Origin of the sequence: Lentibacillus juripiscarius (genome assembly GCF_042685205.1) — a bacterium.
Classification (GTDB): Bacteria; Bacillota; Bacilli; order Bacillales; family Amphibacillaceae; genus Lentibacillus; species Lentibacillus juripiscarius.
The window spans coordinates 1-17,762 of sequence record NZ_JBHUNA010000018.1; the positions used below are offsets into that span (position 1 = coordinate 1).

15 protein-coding genes and 1 pseudogene are annotated in these 17,762 nt (G+C 40.5%); 5 read left to right on the forward strand and 11 right to left on the reverse strand.

What is annotated here, in order from left to right; translation table 11 throughout:
• Nucleotides 1–39 precede the first annotated feature (39 nt).
• The 7 genes and pseudogenes from ACFSUO_RS07810 to ACFSUO_RS07840 form a co-directional block, all read right to left on the reverse strand.
• Nucleotides 40–297: pseudogene (locus ACFSUO_RS07810) on the reverse strand (acetamidase/formamidase family protein); the annotation flags it as partial.
• A 515-nt stretch (nucleotides 298–812) separates the two neighbouring features.
• Nucleotides 813–2,102: an amidohydrolase gene (locus ACFSUO_RS07815; RefSeq protein ID WP_382392780.1), complete on the reverse strand. Its 1,290-nt coding sequence runs from the start codon at nucleotides 2,100–2,102 to the stop codon at nucleotides 813–815.
• A gap of 24 nt (nucleotides 2,103–2,126) precedes the next feature.
• Complete coding sequence (locus tag ACFSUO_RS07820; protein ID WP_382392782.1) at nucleotides 2,127–3,638, reverse strand: AbgT family transporter; 1,512 nt, start codon at nucleotides 3,636–3,638, stop codon at nucleotides 2,127–2,129.
• An 18-nt stretch (nucleotides 3,639–3,656) separates the two neighbouring features.
• Nucleotides 3,657–5,087: a M20 family metallopeptidase gene (locus ACFSUO_RS07825; protein WP_382392784.1), complete on the reverse strand. Its 1,431-nt coding sequence runs from the start codon at nucleotides 5,085–5,087 to the stop codon at nucleotides 3,657–3,659.
• A gap of 32 nt (nucleotides 5,088–5,119) precedes the next feature.
• Nucleotides 5,120–6,139 (reverse strand): hydantoinase/carbamoylase family amidase, encoded by a 1,020-nt coding sequence (locus ACFSUO_RS07830; protein ID WP_382392786.1) that lies wholly within the window; start codon nucleotides 6,137–6,139, stop codon nucleotides 5,120–5,122.
• A complete protein-coding gene (locus ACFSUO_RS07835; RefSeq protein ID WP_382392788.1) occupies nucleotides 6,085–6,366 on the reverse strand; it encodes a hypothetical protein in 282 nt (93 codons plus the stop codon). Before ACFSUO_RS07835 ends, ACFSUO_RS07830 begins: the two co-directional genes overlap by 55 nt.
• Before the next feature lie 308 nt (nucleotides 6,367–6,674).
• On the reverse strand, nucleotides 6,675–6,851 hold the full coding sequence (locus ACFSUO_RS07840) for a hypothetical protein (protein ID WP_382392790.1): 177 nt from the start codon (nucleotides 6,849–6,851) through the stop codon (nucleotides 6,675–6,677).
• A 413-nt stretch (nucleotides 6,852–7,264) separates the two neighbouring features.
• Here ACFSUO_RS07840 and ACFSUO_RS07845 point away from each other — a divergent pair, with 413 nt between their 5' ends.
• From ACFSUO_RS07845 to ACFSUO_RS07860, 4 genes are read left to right on the forward strand one after another with little or no spacing between them, the layout of a single operon-like run.
• The gene (locus ACFSUO_RS07845; RefSeq protein ID WP_382393156.1) at nucleotides 7,265–8,320 is read left to right on the forward strand and encodes an ABC transporter substrate-binding protein; all 1,056 of its coding nucleotides are present in this window, start codon (nucleotides 7,265–7,267) and stop codon (nucleotides 8,318–8,320) included.
• Between the two features lie 15 nt (nucleotides 8,321–8,335).
• A complete protein-coding gene (locus tag ACFSUO_RS07850; RefSeq protein WP_382392792.1) occupies nucleotides 8,336–9,457 on the forward strand; it encodes an ABC transporter ATP-binding protein in 1,122 nt (373 codons plus the stop codon).
• Nucleotides 9,454–11,154 (forward strand): ABC transporter permease, encoded by a 1,701-nt coding sequence (locus tag ACFSUO_RS07855; protein ID WP_382392794.1) that lies wholly within the window; start codon nucleotides 9,454–9,456, stop codon nucleotides 11,152–11,154. The genes ACFSUO_RS07850 and ACFSUO_RS07855 overlap by 4 nt, the downstream gene beginning before the upstream one ends.
• 25 nt (nucleotides 11,155–11,179) lie before the next feature.
• Nucleotides 11,180–11,962 (forward strand): HAD-IIA family hydrolase, encoded by a 783-nt coding sequence (locus tag ACFSUO_RS07860; RefSeq protein WP_382392796.1) that lies wholly within the window; start codon nucleotides 11,180–11,182, stop codon nucleotides 11,960–11,962.
• A 2-nt stretch (nucleotides 11,963–11,964) separates the two neighbouring features.
• Here ACFSUO_RS07860 and ACFSUO_RS07865 read toward each other — a convergent pair whose 3' ends face one another.
• The 3 genes from ACFSUO_RS07865 to ACFSUO_RS07875 form a co-directional block, all read right to left on the reverse strand.
• Nucleotides 11,965–12,534, reverse strand: coding sequence for a glycerol-3-phosphate responsive antiterminator (locus ACFSUO_RS07865; RefSeq protein WP_382392798.1), 570 nt, complete (start codon nucleotides 12,532–12,534; stop codon nucleotides 11,965–11,967).
• A gap of 280 nt (nucleotides 12,535–12,814) precedes the next feature.
• Entirely contained in the window at nucleotides 12,815–13,663 is an 849-nt protein-coding gene (locus tag ACFSUO_RS07870) for a glycerophosphodiester phosphodiesterase (protein ID WP_382392800.1), read from the reverse strand.
• A gap of 664 nt (nucleotides 13,664–14,327) precedes the next feature.
• Nucleotides 14,328–15,377: a M14 family zinc carboxypeptidase gene (locus ACFSUO_RS07875; RefSeq protein ID WP_382392802.1), complete on the reverse strand. Its 1,050-nt coding sequence runs from the start codon at nucleotides 15,375–15,377 to the stop codon at nucleotides 14,328–14,330.
• Nucleotides 15,378–15,677: 300 nt separating this feature from the next.
• Between ACFSUO_RS07875 and ACFSUO_RS07880 the strand changes: the two genes are divergently transcribed.
• Nucleotides 15,678–16,790, forward strand: coding sequence for a class II histone deacetylase (locus tag ACFSUO_RS07880; RefSeq protein ID WP_382392804.1), 1,113 nt, complete (start codon nucleotides 15,678–15,680; stop codon nucleotides 16,788–16,790).
• 281 nt (nucleotides 16,791–17,071) lie between these two features.
• Here ACFSUO_RS07880 and ACFSUO_RS07885 read toward each other — a convergent pair whose 3' ends face one another.
• Nucleotides 17,072–17,719, reverse strand: coding sequence for a cyclase family protein (locus ACFSUO_RS07885; protein WP_382392806.1), 648 nt, complete (start codon nucleotides 17,717–17,719; stop codon nucleotides 17,072–17,074).
• Nucleotides 17,720–17,762 lie beyond the last annotated feature (43 nt).

Consider the following 17,762-nt stretch of genomic DNA (forward strand, 5'->3'; position numbering starts at 1 on the left):
GAAGGCCAAAAGAACATCCTGTTTTAAAGTTAAAAGGACTTAGTTTGGAAGTATGAATAATTCAGGTTTATCTTTTAAATATTGCTTGGGTGCGAGGAATGTAACCGTAACAACTCCCGGATTCCTGCCAATTTCGATTGCTCCGTTGATAGTAGCACGATTCATCACTTCCGGGACAGTAGTATTGAATAGTTTCGCCGCCCGTTCCATCCCATTTGTCGTTGCATCATTTAATGTTGCACCACTTCCCACAAATGAAATTGGGAACGATTCTTCCAGTTCAACTCCCCATTTGGCACTTAATTCGCGTGTTAATTTTACCATAGATTGAAAACGCTTTATTAATAGATTGCTTGGTAATTACTTGAACTGGAGCGAATTAATTAGCCGACGATTCGGGACAGTATTTTAACTGCGGATGCGTTTTTTGTTGAAGTATATGCTGTTCACTTTTGTACAGCATCCTCAGGCACCGATCAAACATCTCCTCTGCTTTATTGTTGATAGCCCCTATTCTTTGCAAAATCATGATTCCAATCAGTGTCCGACCTTTGCGGGCAGCTGACCCCCTACATATCTTTCTCGGTTTCCTTGAAATATTGAAGTAATAGGGTATTGCTGCCCGTTAAATCGGGATAAATGACCTTTTATTTTCTATAATCGACCACCAAACAGAAAAAGTGTCGTGCTGAACTGTACATGACACTTTTTCTTCTCCCGATTCGATTGTAGTAGTGAAGCAACATTGAGATATTAGCAGGATTTTCACTGCATTCGACAATGTTCGACAAAACAGGTAGTGACACCACAGCCTAATTCAAGTCACTTAATTTCATACAAGACTCATAAAGTATCTCTACCGCCTGCAAAAGTGTATCTTCATTAATATCAAATTGTTCATTATGATGTCCAGCAGCTAGTTCCGTTCCAAATACACAGTATGTTGCGAAACCACCATTTTTCTGTACTTCTTCCATAAAAAAGGTAGCATCTTCTGAGCCTGCGCTATCATTACTTTCAAGGACGCTTTCGGTAATCTTATCCGACTCCTGTGCACATTCATGAATAACGGATGCTACTTCTCTTGAACAGTTACAGCTTTTTCCTTCGCCAACTACCTCAAGATTATAATCCACGTTATACATGGTTGCCGCCCCAACTGCAATAGACTCTACCTGTTTTTTAACATAGCAATTAATATCTGAAGTATCACCGCGTGTTTCAACCTTTAATGCAGCTGAATCGGGAATGATGTTTCTGCCACTGCCTGCATGCAGTTCCCCTATATTTATTCGGGTGCTCCCTTCGGAATGACGTGATATACCCGACATATTCAGAGAAGCTGTAGCAGCAGCAAGTAATGCATTATCCCCCTTCTCAGGGTCTCCACCAGCGTGTGAAGCTTTGCCTTTAAATGAAATATCTATTTTTGAGGTTGCTAAAAACCCATTGTTAGCAGCAACAACATGATCCTGCGGTACCCCAATACCAACATGTGAAGCTATAAAATAATCAACATCAGAAACGACATTTGCCTCCACCATAGACTTTGCTCCACGTGTGCCTTCTTCAGCAGGTTGAAATATCAACTTTATTCGGCCGCAAAGATTATCTTTATTTTCGGCTATTAATGAAGCCAATCCAAGCCCGATGGACGTGTGCGCATCATGTCCACACGCGTGCATTTTATCTGCCAATATTGAACGGAACCCTTCTTTAAAAGGAACATGCTCCGGTTTATCCGATTCATTAATAGGCAGTGCATCCATATCAAATCGATAAGCTACCGTTGGTCCGTTTTTATTTGTATCCAACGTCGCTACGATGCCAGTATAACCTTCGGAAAAATAGTCAATATAATCTTGGTGTGCGCCATTTTCTCGCGCCCATTCCAGGTGTTGTTTCGTCACCGTGTCATTCGGTTTCCCCATGCAGTGGTCAGGTGACATTACATTTTTTCCCATTTGTAATTCAAAGCCCAGTTGATCCAATATAGAAGCAACTATAGATGCAGTTCGCATTTCAAGAAATCCTGTTTCCGGATATTGATGAAAATCTCTTCTCCACTCAACTAGTTTTTCAGCTAAATGATTATTAACCATTAACATTCTCCTTAATTATTGTTTTTACAAATACGTAGTGACGCCGGGACCATAAGGGATTCCCGTGTAGTAAAATACGATAATCATGACAATCCATGCGATTAAGAAAGCAATGGAATACGGCAGCATTAATGAGATGTACGTTCCGATGCTCGCTTTCTTGTCATACCGTTGCATAAACGCAAGAATGATAACCATGTACGGAAATAACGGTGTCACAATGTTCATTGAAGAATCCGCTACACGATAAGCAACCTGTGTAAAGGCGGGATCATACCCCAATTGCATAAACATCGGAACAAATATGGGAGCCTCGATTGCCCATTTTGCTGATCCAGATGTAATCAGGAAATTCATCAATGCTGTGAAAATAATATATCCAATAATCAACTCTAGACCAGTAAAGTTTATATTCTGTAAAAATTCAGCACCATTTACTGCAACCCATGTACCTAGATTAGACCAGTTGAAAAATGCAATGAATTGGGCAATGGCAAACACGAGAACAATATAACTCGCCATATCCTTCATAGACTCAGCCATGTAATGACTAACATCTTTACTGGACTTAATCTTACCAACTGTTAGACCAAAGGTTACACCTATTACGATGAAAAGCAAGAAAATAATGGGGATGATTCCATCGAGAAATGGGGACGGTACAATTCCTCCATCTTCATTACGTAAAGGACTGTTTGGCAGCATAATTGTTATCACAATGATCGCTAGATATACCAAAGCAGCAATAATGGAATTGATAAACCCTTTCTTTGCATTTGGCAGTTCTTCTTCTTGGTCTCCTTCTACAGCTTCACCTTCATAATTGCCTAATCTCGGCTCAATAAATCTGGAGGTTACAAGTCCACCGACAATGGTCAATACAAATACAGAAATGATATTGAAGTACCAGTTATCCACTGGTGTTACCGTAACGGAATCATTTATAATAGCGGCAGCTTCAGTAGAAATCCCGGACAGCAATGCATCCGTACCCGCTATAAATAGATTTGCTGTGAACCCGGCACCAGCTCCGGCAAACCCGGCAACCAAACCGGCAAGTGGATGGCGTCCAATTTTATAAAAAACCAGCGCACCTAATGGCGGGACTAAAACAACTGCAGCGTCGGACGCCAAGTTCCCAAGAATACCAACAAAAACAATCGTGTACGTAATAAGCGCAGGCGGAGAATTTAAAATCGTCTTCCGGATGGCATAATCCAACAATCCGACTTTTTCTGCCAGTCCAATCCCCAACATCATGACCAACACTAAACCTAATGGAGCAAATCCGGTAAAGTTATCCAGCATTGATGTTAGTATGAATTGTAACCCATCACCGGATAATAAATTTTTAATCGGAATTTCCTCACCACTTCCCGGATGAACGACGGAAGCGTTAAACAAACTAAAAATATACGAGACAACTACCATTAATAAAGCTAAACCGACAAACAAAACAAAAGGATCCGGGAGTTTATTGCCGACTCGCTCAATTATATCTAAGAACCTTTGAAAAATACCTTTTTTATTTTTCATAATACACCTCACTTTAATTTAGCGTTCGTTCAGTGTAGATGGATACACACCATCTGGAATCGGACATGTGTAACTATTTTTTTCACGGAAGTCTTTAAACTCTTGGTTCACTTTCATTAATGCCTCTTCTGACTCAACCAACTTTATGCCGGCTAACGCCATACTTCCAGCTGCTCGTAGCAGTCCCTTATTTGCAAATTCACTTAGCCCTTGTGTAGTCATTTGCCACGTATGCAGCGACGTACCGAGAGCTGACGTAGCAGCCGTCAGTTGTGCTGTTGGAACGACCCAGCTAACGTCGGCCACGTCTGTCGAGCCTGCCAGTATTTCCTGTGATTCATGATAAGGCGAAATAGAATCTGCTAGATATTTACCTGCAAATTCACTGCCATCTCCAATGTAGCCGAACCCTTTCATAGGATCTAAATAATTTTCCTGTTCAGCGTCTGTCAATGTGGACCATATCTGTTTAGCAAATTCTTCTTCACTGTCAGTCGGGGTATGAGAACCTATATCTTGCAAACTATCATGTAGGATCTTTTCCAATTGACGGTTTTGAATATAGTTGGAACATGCTTTGTCAAATTCTATTGTTACTTCCGTTTCCGTCATCATCGCTGCCCCTTCAGCTATCTTTAAAATCCGCTGATAAATCTCATCAACCTGATGAACTTTTGGAGCCCGGATTAAATAGAGGACTTCCGCATTTGCCTGCACCACATTTGGTGATATTCCACCGGTGTTTGTAACAGCATAATGCATCCGAGCTTCCGGTATAACATGTTCCCTCAGGTAATTGACACCAGAGTTCATGAGTTCGACTGCATCCAGTGCACTTCTTCCAAGGTGAGGAGCGTTTGCCGCATGGGCTGATGTACCTCTAAAACGGAACTTCACCTGATAGTTTGCCAGACTTGATAAACTCATAATGGCGTTCGCTGGGGACGGATGCCATGTCAGAGCCGCATCTACACTGTCAAACACTCCTTCCCGGACCATAAATGTTTTTCCTGAACCGCCTTCCTCGCCTGGACAGCCGAAAAATTTTACAGTACCGGAAATATTATTTTCCTCAAGGTATTTTTTTACTGCGCATGCTCCTGCAAAAGCACCGGTTCCCAGTAAATTGTGGCCACAACCATGACCAACATCACGTTCTAAAGGTTTATACGTTGTTTCATTCGGCTCCTGACTTAATCCTGATAAGGCGTCAAATTCTCCCAAAAATCCTATTACGGGAGCCCCTGACCCATAGGTTGCAGTGAATGCGGTTTCAATGTTTGCAACGTTACGTTCTACTGTAAACCCTTGTCTTTCACATTCATTAGCCAAAAATTCAGAGGATGAATATTCTTCAAATCTGGTTTCCGGGTGATGATAAATATATGAACTCACTTCTTTAAAATAGGACTTATTATCCTTTAAGTAATTTTCCACGAATGTTTTCATGTTAATTCCTCCGTACAAAGATAGTTGTTGTTTCATAGCAGTGCTTCTGATTGAAGGTATTCGGATAATACCTTTGTCGCATTTTCCATATTTTGAATTTCAGTATACTCTTGAGGCTGATGACTGATCCCATCACGACAAGGTATAAATACTAATCCTGTTGGCCACCTTGTTGCCATATTCATTGCATCATGCCCCGCCCCACTAACCATACTCTCCGTTTTAAACGAAAGATTCTGACTTGATCTAGATAATTTCGTCTGAATCGTTTGATCAAGATTGACTGGCTTGTTATCAACGAGTGTATGAAGCTGAACATGGACACTGTATTGTCCTTCTATTTGCTGACAATAATTTGTGATTTTTTCTACCAATTTCTGTTTGGCACCATCGTTAATACTCCTTATATCGATTCCCATTTGGACTTCACCAGGAATACTCGTAATGGAATTTGGTTTTGCGCTGATTGTACTCACCGTGGCCACAAGATAAGGATCTTTCTGCTGATTGATTTTCAACGCCTCCTCCTGTACATATGAAATGAGCGGAGCTATTGCTACCAGTGCATCATTTCGCTTGTGCATCGGTGTTGTCCCTGTGTGGTTCGATGTCCCATACGTCGTTACAATTAGTCGTGTTGGACGGGCTATTCCAGTGACAATGCCAATTTGTGAATGACTTTCCTGCAATTTGTCCCCCTGTTCGATATGAACCTCAAGAAATTGCTCCAGTTTATGCGATGGCAAAACAGCCTGTTCCAGCTCCTCCCAATGAACACCCATGTCTTCTACCGCTTGTTTGACTGTTATTCCGTCCTTGTCTGTAACGCCCTTTAACTCATTAAAATCCAATTCCCCTGAAACTGCCTTACTCCCAATCGTGGAAATACCAAAACGTGATGATTCCTCGGATACAAAACAAATAACAGCGATATTCTTTTGTGGTTTAAAATGGGCATCTTTTAACATTTTGATAGTTGCCAATGCACACAAAACCCCTACAACACCATCATAACCACCACCGTTATACACGGTATCAAGGTGCGATCCCATTGCAATAGTTGATTTTTTTTGTCGACTTTCCAAATAGCCCAATGATTACCTGCCTGATCCCGATATGTTTGCATGTTCAGCTCCTTTGCAATATCGATAAATTGTTGATGCGACTTTGCTTCTTCATTTGTAAATCCCAATCTTGTAAAGGCATGCGGGTCATCCATTTTTTCAACATTATTCAATTTGCATAAGTTATGCTCCAACCATTCTTTTAAATTATCCAACTACATAACCTCTTTTTCCTTTATAAAAGTCATAACGAAAGTGGAATGTCTTTTACAAACTTATACGTGATTTTAGGCCTTCCCTTTTGTTTTAAGTTTGTCATTCCGCATTTCTCTATTAAATTGGCATTTTCCAAGTTTGCCAATATCCTTCTTCCATTTCGGTCTGTACTCTGCAACCACCTCGAAACGTCCTGAGCAGTGAATTCCTGTCTGTTATATTTTCGTGCGTATATAATAAGTCTTACAGCATCTCTAAAATTAATTTCTTCTTCCACAAACTTTACCTTAAAACCCGTTTTATATATTCAACGTTTAAAAAACCGCTTTTCATAATTGGGGAGTTTAGTTGTTATGGATTGTTGTTCATCAATAACTAAAATCGATGCCTTATCATCTTCTTTCATTTTTCTTAAACCGAGACGGACATTTTGCTCAGCATGGGAAACATTTTCACCATAGCCAATGACAACACCAACTGACAATTGATCACGAACAATAAATTTATATGCAAGAGACGTCCACCACCAAAATTTCTAAAATAACTAACTTTGTACCACATCCCTCTTTGTTTTGTCATCATTTAAGGAATTTATCCTTTTATATTCCTTATCATTATATCGTTTTGAATTTTCAAATATTACTATGATACCTTAATTTAAAAACACAAAAGGTTCAATGACCGAATTTAAAACTCAAATAACAAATAATTAAAATTTTTTAACATTTTTGTTTACAAACATGAAAGCGTTTGCTATGATTATAAGTACTAATTGAATATCTCTAAGAGAGCAGGAGAAGAGAACGTAAATGATAGCCCCAGGCTTTTATAGGAAGGGGTGTGTTTATTTTATGTCTTTTCTCTTTTTTTAGGGTTTATTCAAAAAAGAACAAAGGGGTGTGGAATTTGAGAAAGAGGTCTATTTTTGTAGCAATCACTTTATTGATTAGCATCTTGTTGCTAAGCGCATGTGCTGGCGATGACTCGTCATCTGGAAGCGGTGATGGTGATGGTGGCGATATTGGATCAATAACACTATATTCGCCAGAGACACCTGAGCTTTCCAAAGAACTTGCTCAGAAATTTGAGGAGGTTCATGGCGGTGATGTTAGTGTTCACTATGCTGGTACAAACGTATTAGTGAATCAAATGATGGCGGAAAAGAATAATCCTGAAGCCGATGTATGGTATGGGGGGGGAGGCATTCTTCCATTTGAGGCTGCTGTTGATAAAGATATCATCACCTCATATATACCCGAAAGTGCCGAGGACTGGGAAGTTGTTGAAGACGGTATCAAAATGAAGCACGAAGATGGTTATTATGTTGGAACTGAAATGTTCGTTCTTGGCTTTGCTTACAATACGGAATTAGTTTCCGAAGAAGAAGCGCCTAAAACCTGGGATGACTTATTAGATCCAAAATGGGAAGGCAAGATTCAGTTCCCTAATCCTGCTGCATCAGGTACAGCTACTTTAATGGTTTTAAGTTATATGATGCAAAATGGAGAAGAGGAAGGCTGGGAATACTTCCAAAAGTTGACTGATCAAGCAAACTCCATTCCTGACTCAGGTTCTGGACCCACCAAAGGGGCTGCATTGGGAGAAGCCCACGTTGCAGTTGGGTTCGACTTTATGGCCTATGAGCATCAAAACAATGGAGAAACCGTAGATTTTATCGTACCGGAAAACACGCCAATCCTAGTAAATCCCGCAACATTGGTAAAAGACGGGCCTAATCCAGAGGGCGGTAAAAAATTCATGGATTTCATGCTTAGTGAGGAAGCTCAGAAGGTCTTGGCAGATTGGTACCATATCCCAATCAATCCGGATGTAGAATCAAAAACACCGCTATCAGTGGATAAATTGAAGGAAAACGCAGTAGATTTGGATATAGACTGGGTAAATGAAAATTATGACCGCATTCGGGATGAATGGAAGTCAAAAATACAATAAAAGGAAGCTGATATAATGGGGGCAGTTGTAGTAGAACAACTTGTTAAAGACTTTTCAGGTGTCACTGTACTTCAGAATATAAATTTGGACATTGAAGAGGGCGAATTTTTCGCTCTCTTGGGTCCCTCCGGTTGTGGAAAGACTACCACGATGAGGTGCATAGCCGGTTTTGAACAACCTACAGATGGGATTATTAAAATTGGTGATGAAACGGTAAACGATATTGCACCTAACAATAGAAACTGTGGAATGGTTTTTCAAAGTTATGCACTATTTCCACATATGAATGTATTTGATAATGTTGCCTACAGCTTAAATGTCAGTCGTCTTAAAAGCAGCAACCCACTTAAAAAGATGGGTATTTATACCAGAATGCTGAACAGCAAGCTTGCAAAGTATCCTAAGGATATTGAAGAAAAAGTCAATGATATTCTTGAATATGTCGAATTAGAAGATCATGCCAAAAAATTAACCAGTGAACTTTCGGGTGGACAGCAACAAAGAGTTGCCCTTGCCAGGGCCTTAGTTATGGAACCGGAAGTTTTATTAATGGATGAACCACTGTCCAACCTTGACCAAAAACTCAGACACTCCATGAGAAACACAATAAGGCAAATCCAGCAGGACCTTAAAATAACCACAATTTTTGTCACACACGACCAGGAAGAGGCCATGAGCATGGCGGATCGCGTGGCTGTTATGAAGGATGGTGAAATTCTTCAAATCGGCACTCCGACTGACCTATACAGTCATCCACAATCGCCATTCATCGCTGACTTTGTTGGCAAATCCAATATTCTGGATGGAAAGATTATTAGTCGGGACAACGGTGATGCCGTGGTTCAAATTGGCGAGCAATCCGTTAAGTCATTTTCTAATATTGAAAAAGAAGACGTTCAAGTTGTTATAAGACCCGAAAGTATTGATCTAGTAGATGAGAACTCCAGGAATTATGACAACTACTTTGAAGGTACAATACAATTCGCAACTTATTTAGGGTCGACTGTTAGGTATGATATAAAAGTCGGCAAGTATCAATTGATAGCCGATACTGTATATGAATCCGGTGATAATATCTTGGACACTGGAACTAAGGTGAAGTTAGGCGTCTCACCTGAAAGGGTGTTATTAATATGAAATGGGTTAAAAAAAATCTGACAGGTCTGGGGATTGTTAAGCTTTTAATCTACGCCTTTTTTGCCTTATTCCTTGTTATACCTTTAATATCTGTCTTTCTTGTTAGTTTCACAAATGAACCCATAAATATTTTTGGTTCCCTTATAAGTGTAGACACTTTGCAGAGTACAATTGATAAATTCAAGAATTCAACGTTAGATAATTTTAAATCAATACTTTCCAATGGATCATACTTTGGAGCGTTAAAAAACAGTTTAGTGCTTTCTATTGTTGTATCCGCCGTTGTGCTGGCAGTATGCGTCCCAATAGCCTACGGAATAGCGCGAACCAGAATGCCATTTAAGAAAACAATCAGCGCTCTCTGTACAATACCTTTAGTAGTACCCACATTCATCTCTGGTTACGCATTTATTATTATGTTTGGACGTTCCGGCTGGGTTACTTATATTTACCAAGCACTGGGCGGTGAAGGTTTTCTCGTAGATCCATACTCCATGACGGGAATAGCTTTGGTTCAAATATTCTTCTTCTTCCCTTATGCACTATGGCCGATGGTCGCAGCATTTAAAGTTAGTGATATTTCGTTGGAAGAAGCATCTAGGAATATGGGGGCCAAAAGCTGGCTCACATTTTCCACTGTAACTTTTCCTTTAGTAGTTCCGGGAATGCTATCTACTGGGCTTGTCATATTCGCTGTAAGCTTTTCCGACTTTGGAACGCCTATCATTCTGGCACCGACAGACTTGAATCTGCTTGTAGTAGAGGCTTACCGTGAAATTTCCGGATTTTTTAATTGGGGTGGAGCAGCCATTCTTACAGTCATCATGATTGCAGTCGCTGGTGTTGTCTATTGGCTGCAAAACTACTTGCTTAAAGGAAAAAATTATGATTCAGTTTCAGGAAAACCTAAACAAGTTAAGTTAAATAATAATAAATTACTAACCATACCGCTGTCTGCGTTTTCGATTTTCATAGTTTTTGTCCCGCTGTTGTGCATACTTACAGTTTTCATGCAATCAGTAGCGACAACCTGGGGAAAGGATCCCTTACCTACAGGCTATACGCTGCAGCATTACGAAGATATTTTCACTGGGTCACTCGGCAATATACAAAACAGTCTGATATTAGCACTTGGCGCTCTTATATTGAGTGTATTAATTGCCACATTTGTATCCTATTTTGTAGTCAGGCACAATTCAACCGGACTAGATTTTATGACAACTGTACCACTTATAGTTCCCGGAATCGCCTTTGGTATTGCACTGATCCAAACATTCAATACTGCACCACTTAACCTAACCGGTACTGCAGTTATCCTAATTGTCGCCTATTCAATCCGTAGAATGCCTTATATGGTCAGATCAACAATCGGTACTATGAAATCCATTAAGGCGGATATAGAAGAAGCTGCGATTAACCTTGGAGCCTCCACCTTAACTGCTGCCATCACAGTTGTCGGACCTTTAATGCTACCGGGTATTGCGGCAGGCTCGATTCTGGTATTTGTAACAGTTATCAAGGAAACAAGTATTTCGATTCTAATGGCCCCAGCTGATTGGGCCCCAATGAGCCTTGCTATCTTCCAGAATGTACTAAGAGCTGAATATTACTCTGCAGCAGCAATGTCCATTATCTTAGTCGTAATTGTTGTACTATTCCAGGCTATCGCGAACAGAATTACAAATAAAGAATCATAATGAAGGGGTGCAAGGAGGACACACTGTGGAAAAGGAAAAGGGGTTTATTTTTGATTTGGATGGAACGATCTATTTAGATAACAAACTGATAAGCGGAGCAGCTGAAGCAATTAAAAAATTAAAAGACAGAGGCGACAAAGTTGTATTTCTTACAAACAAGTCTATTGAAGGCATCAGTCACTATGTGAAAAAATTAAACAGACTTGGTATTAATGCCAGCTCTAAGGAAGTTATCAATTCAAATTTACTGACTGCTAAATATTTAAAAAACAGATTAAAAAATCATGAAAAAGTCATGGTTATTGGGGAGAAGCCTCTTTTTGATGAATTGTTGGGCCAGAATGTTCCATTAACAGATGACTATCATGATGCAGCATTCGTAGTTTTAGGCTGGGATCGTAATTTCACATATCAAAAGCTTAATCACGCTTTTCAGGCTTGGCGCAACGGCGCAAAAATACTGGCAACCAATCCAGACAGGACTTGTCCAGTTTATAATGGGCAAATTCCTGACTGTGGTGCCATGATTGGTGCGATGGAAGGGGCTACAGGCGAAAAGGTTGAATTAATACTTGGAAAGCCCTCTACAATCGCTGCTCATTTTATTGTAACAGAACAGTTTAAGTTGCCACCCGAAGATTGCTTCATAGTGGGAGATCGACTGGAAACAGATATTAAAATGGGAAATGATTATGGCTTACAATCTGTACTTGTTTTAACTGGAATCACTGACGAAAAAATGGCGAAAAATTCACTGTATAAACCAAAAATTATTATTAACAGTGTCAAGGATATTGTCAATCTATAGAATCAAAAAGTATAATTCCATAATTTAGGGTTCCCAGCAGATACAGCTAAAGCACCAGCCTTCAAACCTCCCAGTATCTCTTCTTTGGAGCTCACTAGCCCACCTGCTATAACTGGCAGGTGGGTTAATTTTGTCAACTCATCTATTATAGTTGGCATAATACCAGGTAAAACTTCTATAGCATGCGGCTTACAGGAGTGTGCAATATCTATTCCCCTTTTCATAGCATTGCGGTCAATCAAGAAAATCCGCTGTATTGTCATCAAACCTTCCTCTTTTGCATATTTGATTAAGCTACTTTTAGTTGTAATGATACCTGCAGGCTTCCACACTTCTGCTATATATTTAATAGCGCTTGGTGAATTGGAAAGCCCCTCTATAAAATCAATATGGACAAATGTAGTTTTTCCAGCCTCTTTCAATTGATCAATATAATTCTTTGCCGTAATCAAGTTTCCTGTCAATAGAAAAGTAATGTTCGTGTTCGATTCAATGGCTCTACTAATATCAGACTTATGTTTTACAGATGAGATTACTTGTGAATCAACCATGTTTACAATACTTCTTTGCATCTTGAACCCTCCGAGACTTTTTGCTCATTGTAGCATACTTAATTAGTTTTCGGAGTTAATTGATCAAAATTTTTCTACTTTTCAAGACCATTGAAATGCCCATTAGTCATGCTTTCTATGCTTCGCAAATTATTAAGGGGCTCTTGCCTGTTCACTGAACTAACCGGACGACTGCAGTGCTGTCACACAACAAAAAAGGTGAAGATGCTGAATGATCTCCACCTTTTTTTATTAAAGAATTTAGGTAATCCAGGTGAAAAATGACTATCCACCTGTTCCCTTAACGGAAATCCATAAGTTCTGGATAATCCGTAATAATGCCATCTACCCCATAACCCATTAACCGATCAACCCATTCCTGGTCAACAATTGTATATGGCCATGTTTTTAGCCCATGTTGATGGATACGGTCTACCGTATCATGGTCCAGCAAGCTTTTATTTGGATTGACATAATCCGCATATGCTGCATATCCTTCAAGATGCTCATCGGTGATTTCACCGTTTTCTGCCTGGCCATATCCTACCAGCACCCCAACCGGCATGGAAGGCAGTATGCTATGGAACCTTTTTACCGAATCATGATTAAAGGATTGAACAATGATTTTATTGTTATTTGGTTTATGCATGTTACGTTCGATTAAAGCATCTGCAACCTTCTGCTCAACTCCAGGGTAAAGTCCCGGGCTCTTAAGCTCAATGAGAATACCAATTTTCCCCCTATAACGGTCCAGTATTTCTTCAAAGGTTGGAATTTTCTCACCAGCAAACGACTCATCATACCAGCTTCCCGCATCAAGGTTTCTCAGTTCTTCCAAAGTGTAATCACCTACACTACCAGTACCGTCTGTTGTACGATTCACAGTGGTGTCGTGGATACTAACCAATTTATCGTCTTTTGTCATTTGGACGTCTATTTCAATATAATCCGCTTTCTGTTCGAACCCCAAATCATAAGCAGCAATTGTATTTTCCGGAGCATGACCAGACGAACCTCTATGTGCAATCGTTTTGATAGTATTTTCATAGTTGTTATCTTGTGCTGCAAGTGCTTTTTCGATAGGTGACAGAAAGAAGAAACCCATAACGGCAACCGACAAAATGGCAGTTTGCTTGAATAACCTTTTCATACACTTCTTACCTCCTGTTATCATTTTTCTCCTCAGTCAGACAAAACTCACTCCCCCCCTCTTCATGTCAAGTTTACTAAGGAGTTTATAAGAAAACGCCCAGAAATACAGGCGTATTCTATTTCTATCAGTTACACAAAACTCAAGATAAACAGAAAAGAAACCCAACTAAAAACTATGGCTACAATAACAGTAACCACACGTTTAAAGGGGTTTCTCCAAATACTCTTCCCTCATCATAAATATGTTGATTTAATTTACTAAATAATAGCAAAACAACAATGTATCGTCAACGGGTTTTGAAAAACCAGCAGAAAATGGTACAAAAGTACGGTAGCAGAGCCGACTAATTATCTATTTAGTGATCGGCCATTTTTCTAAACCCCTGCTTTTCGATCCATGTTATCAGCAATCGATGACGGTAAAACCTTTTTTAGTTCCAGGTGCTGATGTCTCGGACTAACTATGGATTCCTAACTGACTTCAGTATTTGTTTACCGTTCTCAAATCTACTAATTCTACAAAATCCAGAGGTCGGCTAGAAAACAGGCGCGCGCATTCAATAGAATCACGTTACTCAGCCTTAGAAAGACATTACTATAGACATTACTATTCTTCCTCGTTCTACCTTTGTCGGTTACTCTGTGACAAGCACCCATACCCTCTAATCTTCCAAAATTGATTCCTGTACCGGCAGATCTCCCCAGAAAGAGATATCTTCCTTAAGAATAGCTCCGCTGCTAATTGAGCGGGCTGTTTCTTCCATAGCCACGACCGTTTGTTTCGTCAGGTAGCCGTTACTTTTTTGACCGAGTACTTCAAAGTCATTGGCATTGTCGGCGGTTCCGCGCATTTCAAATAAAAACGTGGAAATATCATACTGATTGGCAATACCATACACACCGATTCCCGGGCTATATGTGGAGCCCTTGCCGGCATACTTTGCCAGGTGTCCCCAGCCTTTTGGTTCAATCGCGTCATATACAACTGCTCCAAGCTGCTTTGACCGGTAAAGCACGTCTTCATTGGTATGATTAGGGTGAGGATAAAAAATAGCACCGGATACATACTTTCCGTCCTTCACCCATTGCGCTCCCTGGTGATGCAAGTCCATCATGTAGTCTATATCATATTTCTGCAACACATTCTGATGTAGAGCTTGTGTTTCCGGCTGAGTGCGTTCTGCATGGTCCCGGTTAAGATCGACATGATTAGCATTGTAGCGTGTTAAGTGACGCGGCCCTTTTGCTGCATAGCCCTCCAACTCGTAGTTCACATCTGCCATTGCACCGTCGGCATTGTACATCGGAATCATCAAAATGTTGACACCTTCCAGCACATCTTTCATTTTTCCAGTGCCAAGTGATTTAATGAAATCAAGCATACCCTTGGTAGTCAACGCCTCATCTCCGTGCTGCTGAGCAAGATATAAAATAGTAGGATTGTCAGGATTGTTCAAATATTTTACCAGCGGAATATCCCGTCCTTTAACCGTCTGCCCAATCACTTCCACTTCCATGTGTTCTTGCTTTTTGTTCTGTCTCTCAAGATCAGACATCATTTCCTTGTATGAATGCAAAATCTGCGTGTTGACTGTTTCATTCCCTTGGTGTTCTGGTCCCTTTCCTGCTGCATCTGCAACAGGTGGATTAAAAGTGGAACCCCCTAGTATAACTGCCCCGCTGATCACTGCCGTAAGTAATTGTTTTTTCATGGAATCCTCCTATTGATTTTCTTCTGATAAGCTTCTATATCTTTCTGTGAACTCCTTCCTGCTTGGATGAATTGATAGAAAAGTTAGATGAATCTAAAGGAGTATCTAATTCAGGTAGCTTCGGTTGCTATTTCGATTTCATGTGGGTTTATCTGGTTGTCCGAGATGATGTTTCTTAAAGTAAATTGTAAAGTTTATTGACATACCACTAGGATTTCTATTAAAAACTAGCTTGTCATAATTAAGTTCTCTTATAAATAGTCTATATAGAGGTTCAAAATTATTATGGGGGAATTAAATTTGACGAGAAAGACTGGATTTCTTTGCGATGAAAGCTACTTTTGGCATAATACAGGAAACGGAGCATTATTTATGCCGCCTGGTGGGTGGATTGAATCAGATGTCCATTCGGAAAACCCAGACACGAAACGTCGTTTTAAGAATTTACTAGAACGCAGTGGTTTGATGGATCATTTAACTCAAATTAAACCTCGCCCTGCAACTTTGGATGACATTCAGCTCTATCATGACTATGAGTACATTGAAAGGATTAGGGAATTAAGTGAAATTGGATACGGTGATGCCGGAGAGAACGCATTGGTAGGCAAGGATTCATATGGCATTGCTAAGCTATCTGCAGGTGGGGCTATAACAGCAGTAAAAGCAGTCATGAATGATGAAGTTGATAACGCTTATGCACTAACCCGCCCTCCAGGACACCATGCGGAGGCAGATCTTGGAATGGGATTTTGCTTATTTAATAATGTTGCTATCGCTGCCAAATATGCACGTAAACATTTGGGACTCGAGAGGATACTAATTCTTGATTGGGATGTACATCATGGCAATGGTACAGAATCAGCCTTTTACGATGATCCAAACGTTATGTTTATTTCTTTGCACCAGGATCGAAACTATCCACCTGAACGTGGTAGCGCAGAACATACTGGAACAGGCGCCGGCAGTGGCTTCAATATCAACATACCACTTCCCGCTGGTACTGGAAACGCCGGTTACCTCCATGCGATGAAGGAAATTGTTAAACCTGTGGCAGACCAATTCAAACCCGAACTTGTGTTAATATCTGCAGGACAAGACCCAAGTATGTTTGACCCGCTTGCAAGGATGATGGTAAGTGCGGAAGGGTTCAAACATATGACCAGATTCATGATGAATATTGCCAACAAGCATTGTGAAGGTAAATTTGTTGCTTGTCATGAAGGTGGATATAGCTCAGCATATGTACCATTCTGCTCACACGCAATTGTTGAGGAGATGAGTGGGGTCAAAACAGAGGTTGAAGATCCTTTTGCTCAAGCTTTGCATACCCTGCCTACTGATGAATTATATAGTACGCAGAAAGAATATATCAATAAAGCTAAAGAAATCCAGTCCAAGTATTGGAACCTTTAGTGTCAAACTTTATCAACTTTACACATAGGTCAAAACAAAACCCTTCTTGTTTCAACTTTTAATTGACCGGGATTTAGCAGAAGGCTGTTACTCCACGATTTACAAGGTTAAAATACGAAGATATCCCTGTATTTTACCCCTTTGGTGAATTATAAAAAATGTAATAGGAACAGGCCAGGATAAGCGTTTCCTGGCCTGTTTATTTGAAATTCCATACATCAATATGGTTCGACAAAATTCGGGTGGTGACAGGCACACCCAAACAGGCACACCGAACCCCTCTAACCTTGCATCGCAACCGCCCGTACCGGTGAACCGTCTCCATCGGACAGGTTCAGTGGCAACATTGAAATGATCGGGTTCGGAAAATCAATCGCCGCCAGGTTGGTCAAATTTTCAATAATGACACCGCCCCGCCCCAATATTTCCTCATGCACGCCAAAATTGTCACCACCGGTCTTATCCGGGTTCAACGCATCGATCCCGATAACACGAACTCCTTGGTCAAGCAGCGCTCGCGCTACTTCCTGGTGGATGTAGGGATGCCGATGATATTTTTCTGTCCCGGCATATTGATCCCATCCAGTATGAAACAACACGATATTGCCAGGATGAACCTGCTTGATAAACGCGGCTGTGTCTGCGAGCGTAATCGCTTCCTGCTCGTTTTTTTCGAATACCGGAATGATAACGCCAGGCCCGATGAACATATCCGGTTCCAGCTGATCGATACGAGAGCCATCTTCGTAAAAATGGTAAGGTGCATCCACATGCGTCCCCGTGTGGGAAGCGATGTGAAGATGATGCACACTATACCCATCATTTTCGTGCGTTGCTGCTGGGTATATATGTGGCGTTGGATCTCCCGGAAAAATGGGCGTCTGATGATTGAGATCCATGGTTAAGTCGACGATTTTGCTCGGTTTCATCATACATTGTCTCCTTTGATAGGCGTGCTGTGTCGCTCTGTTT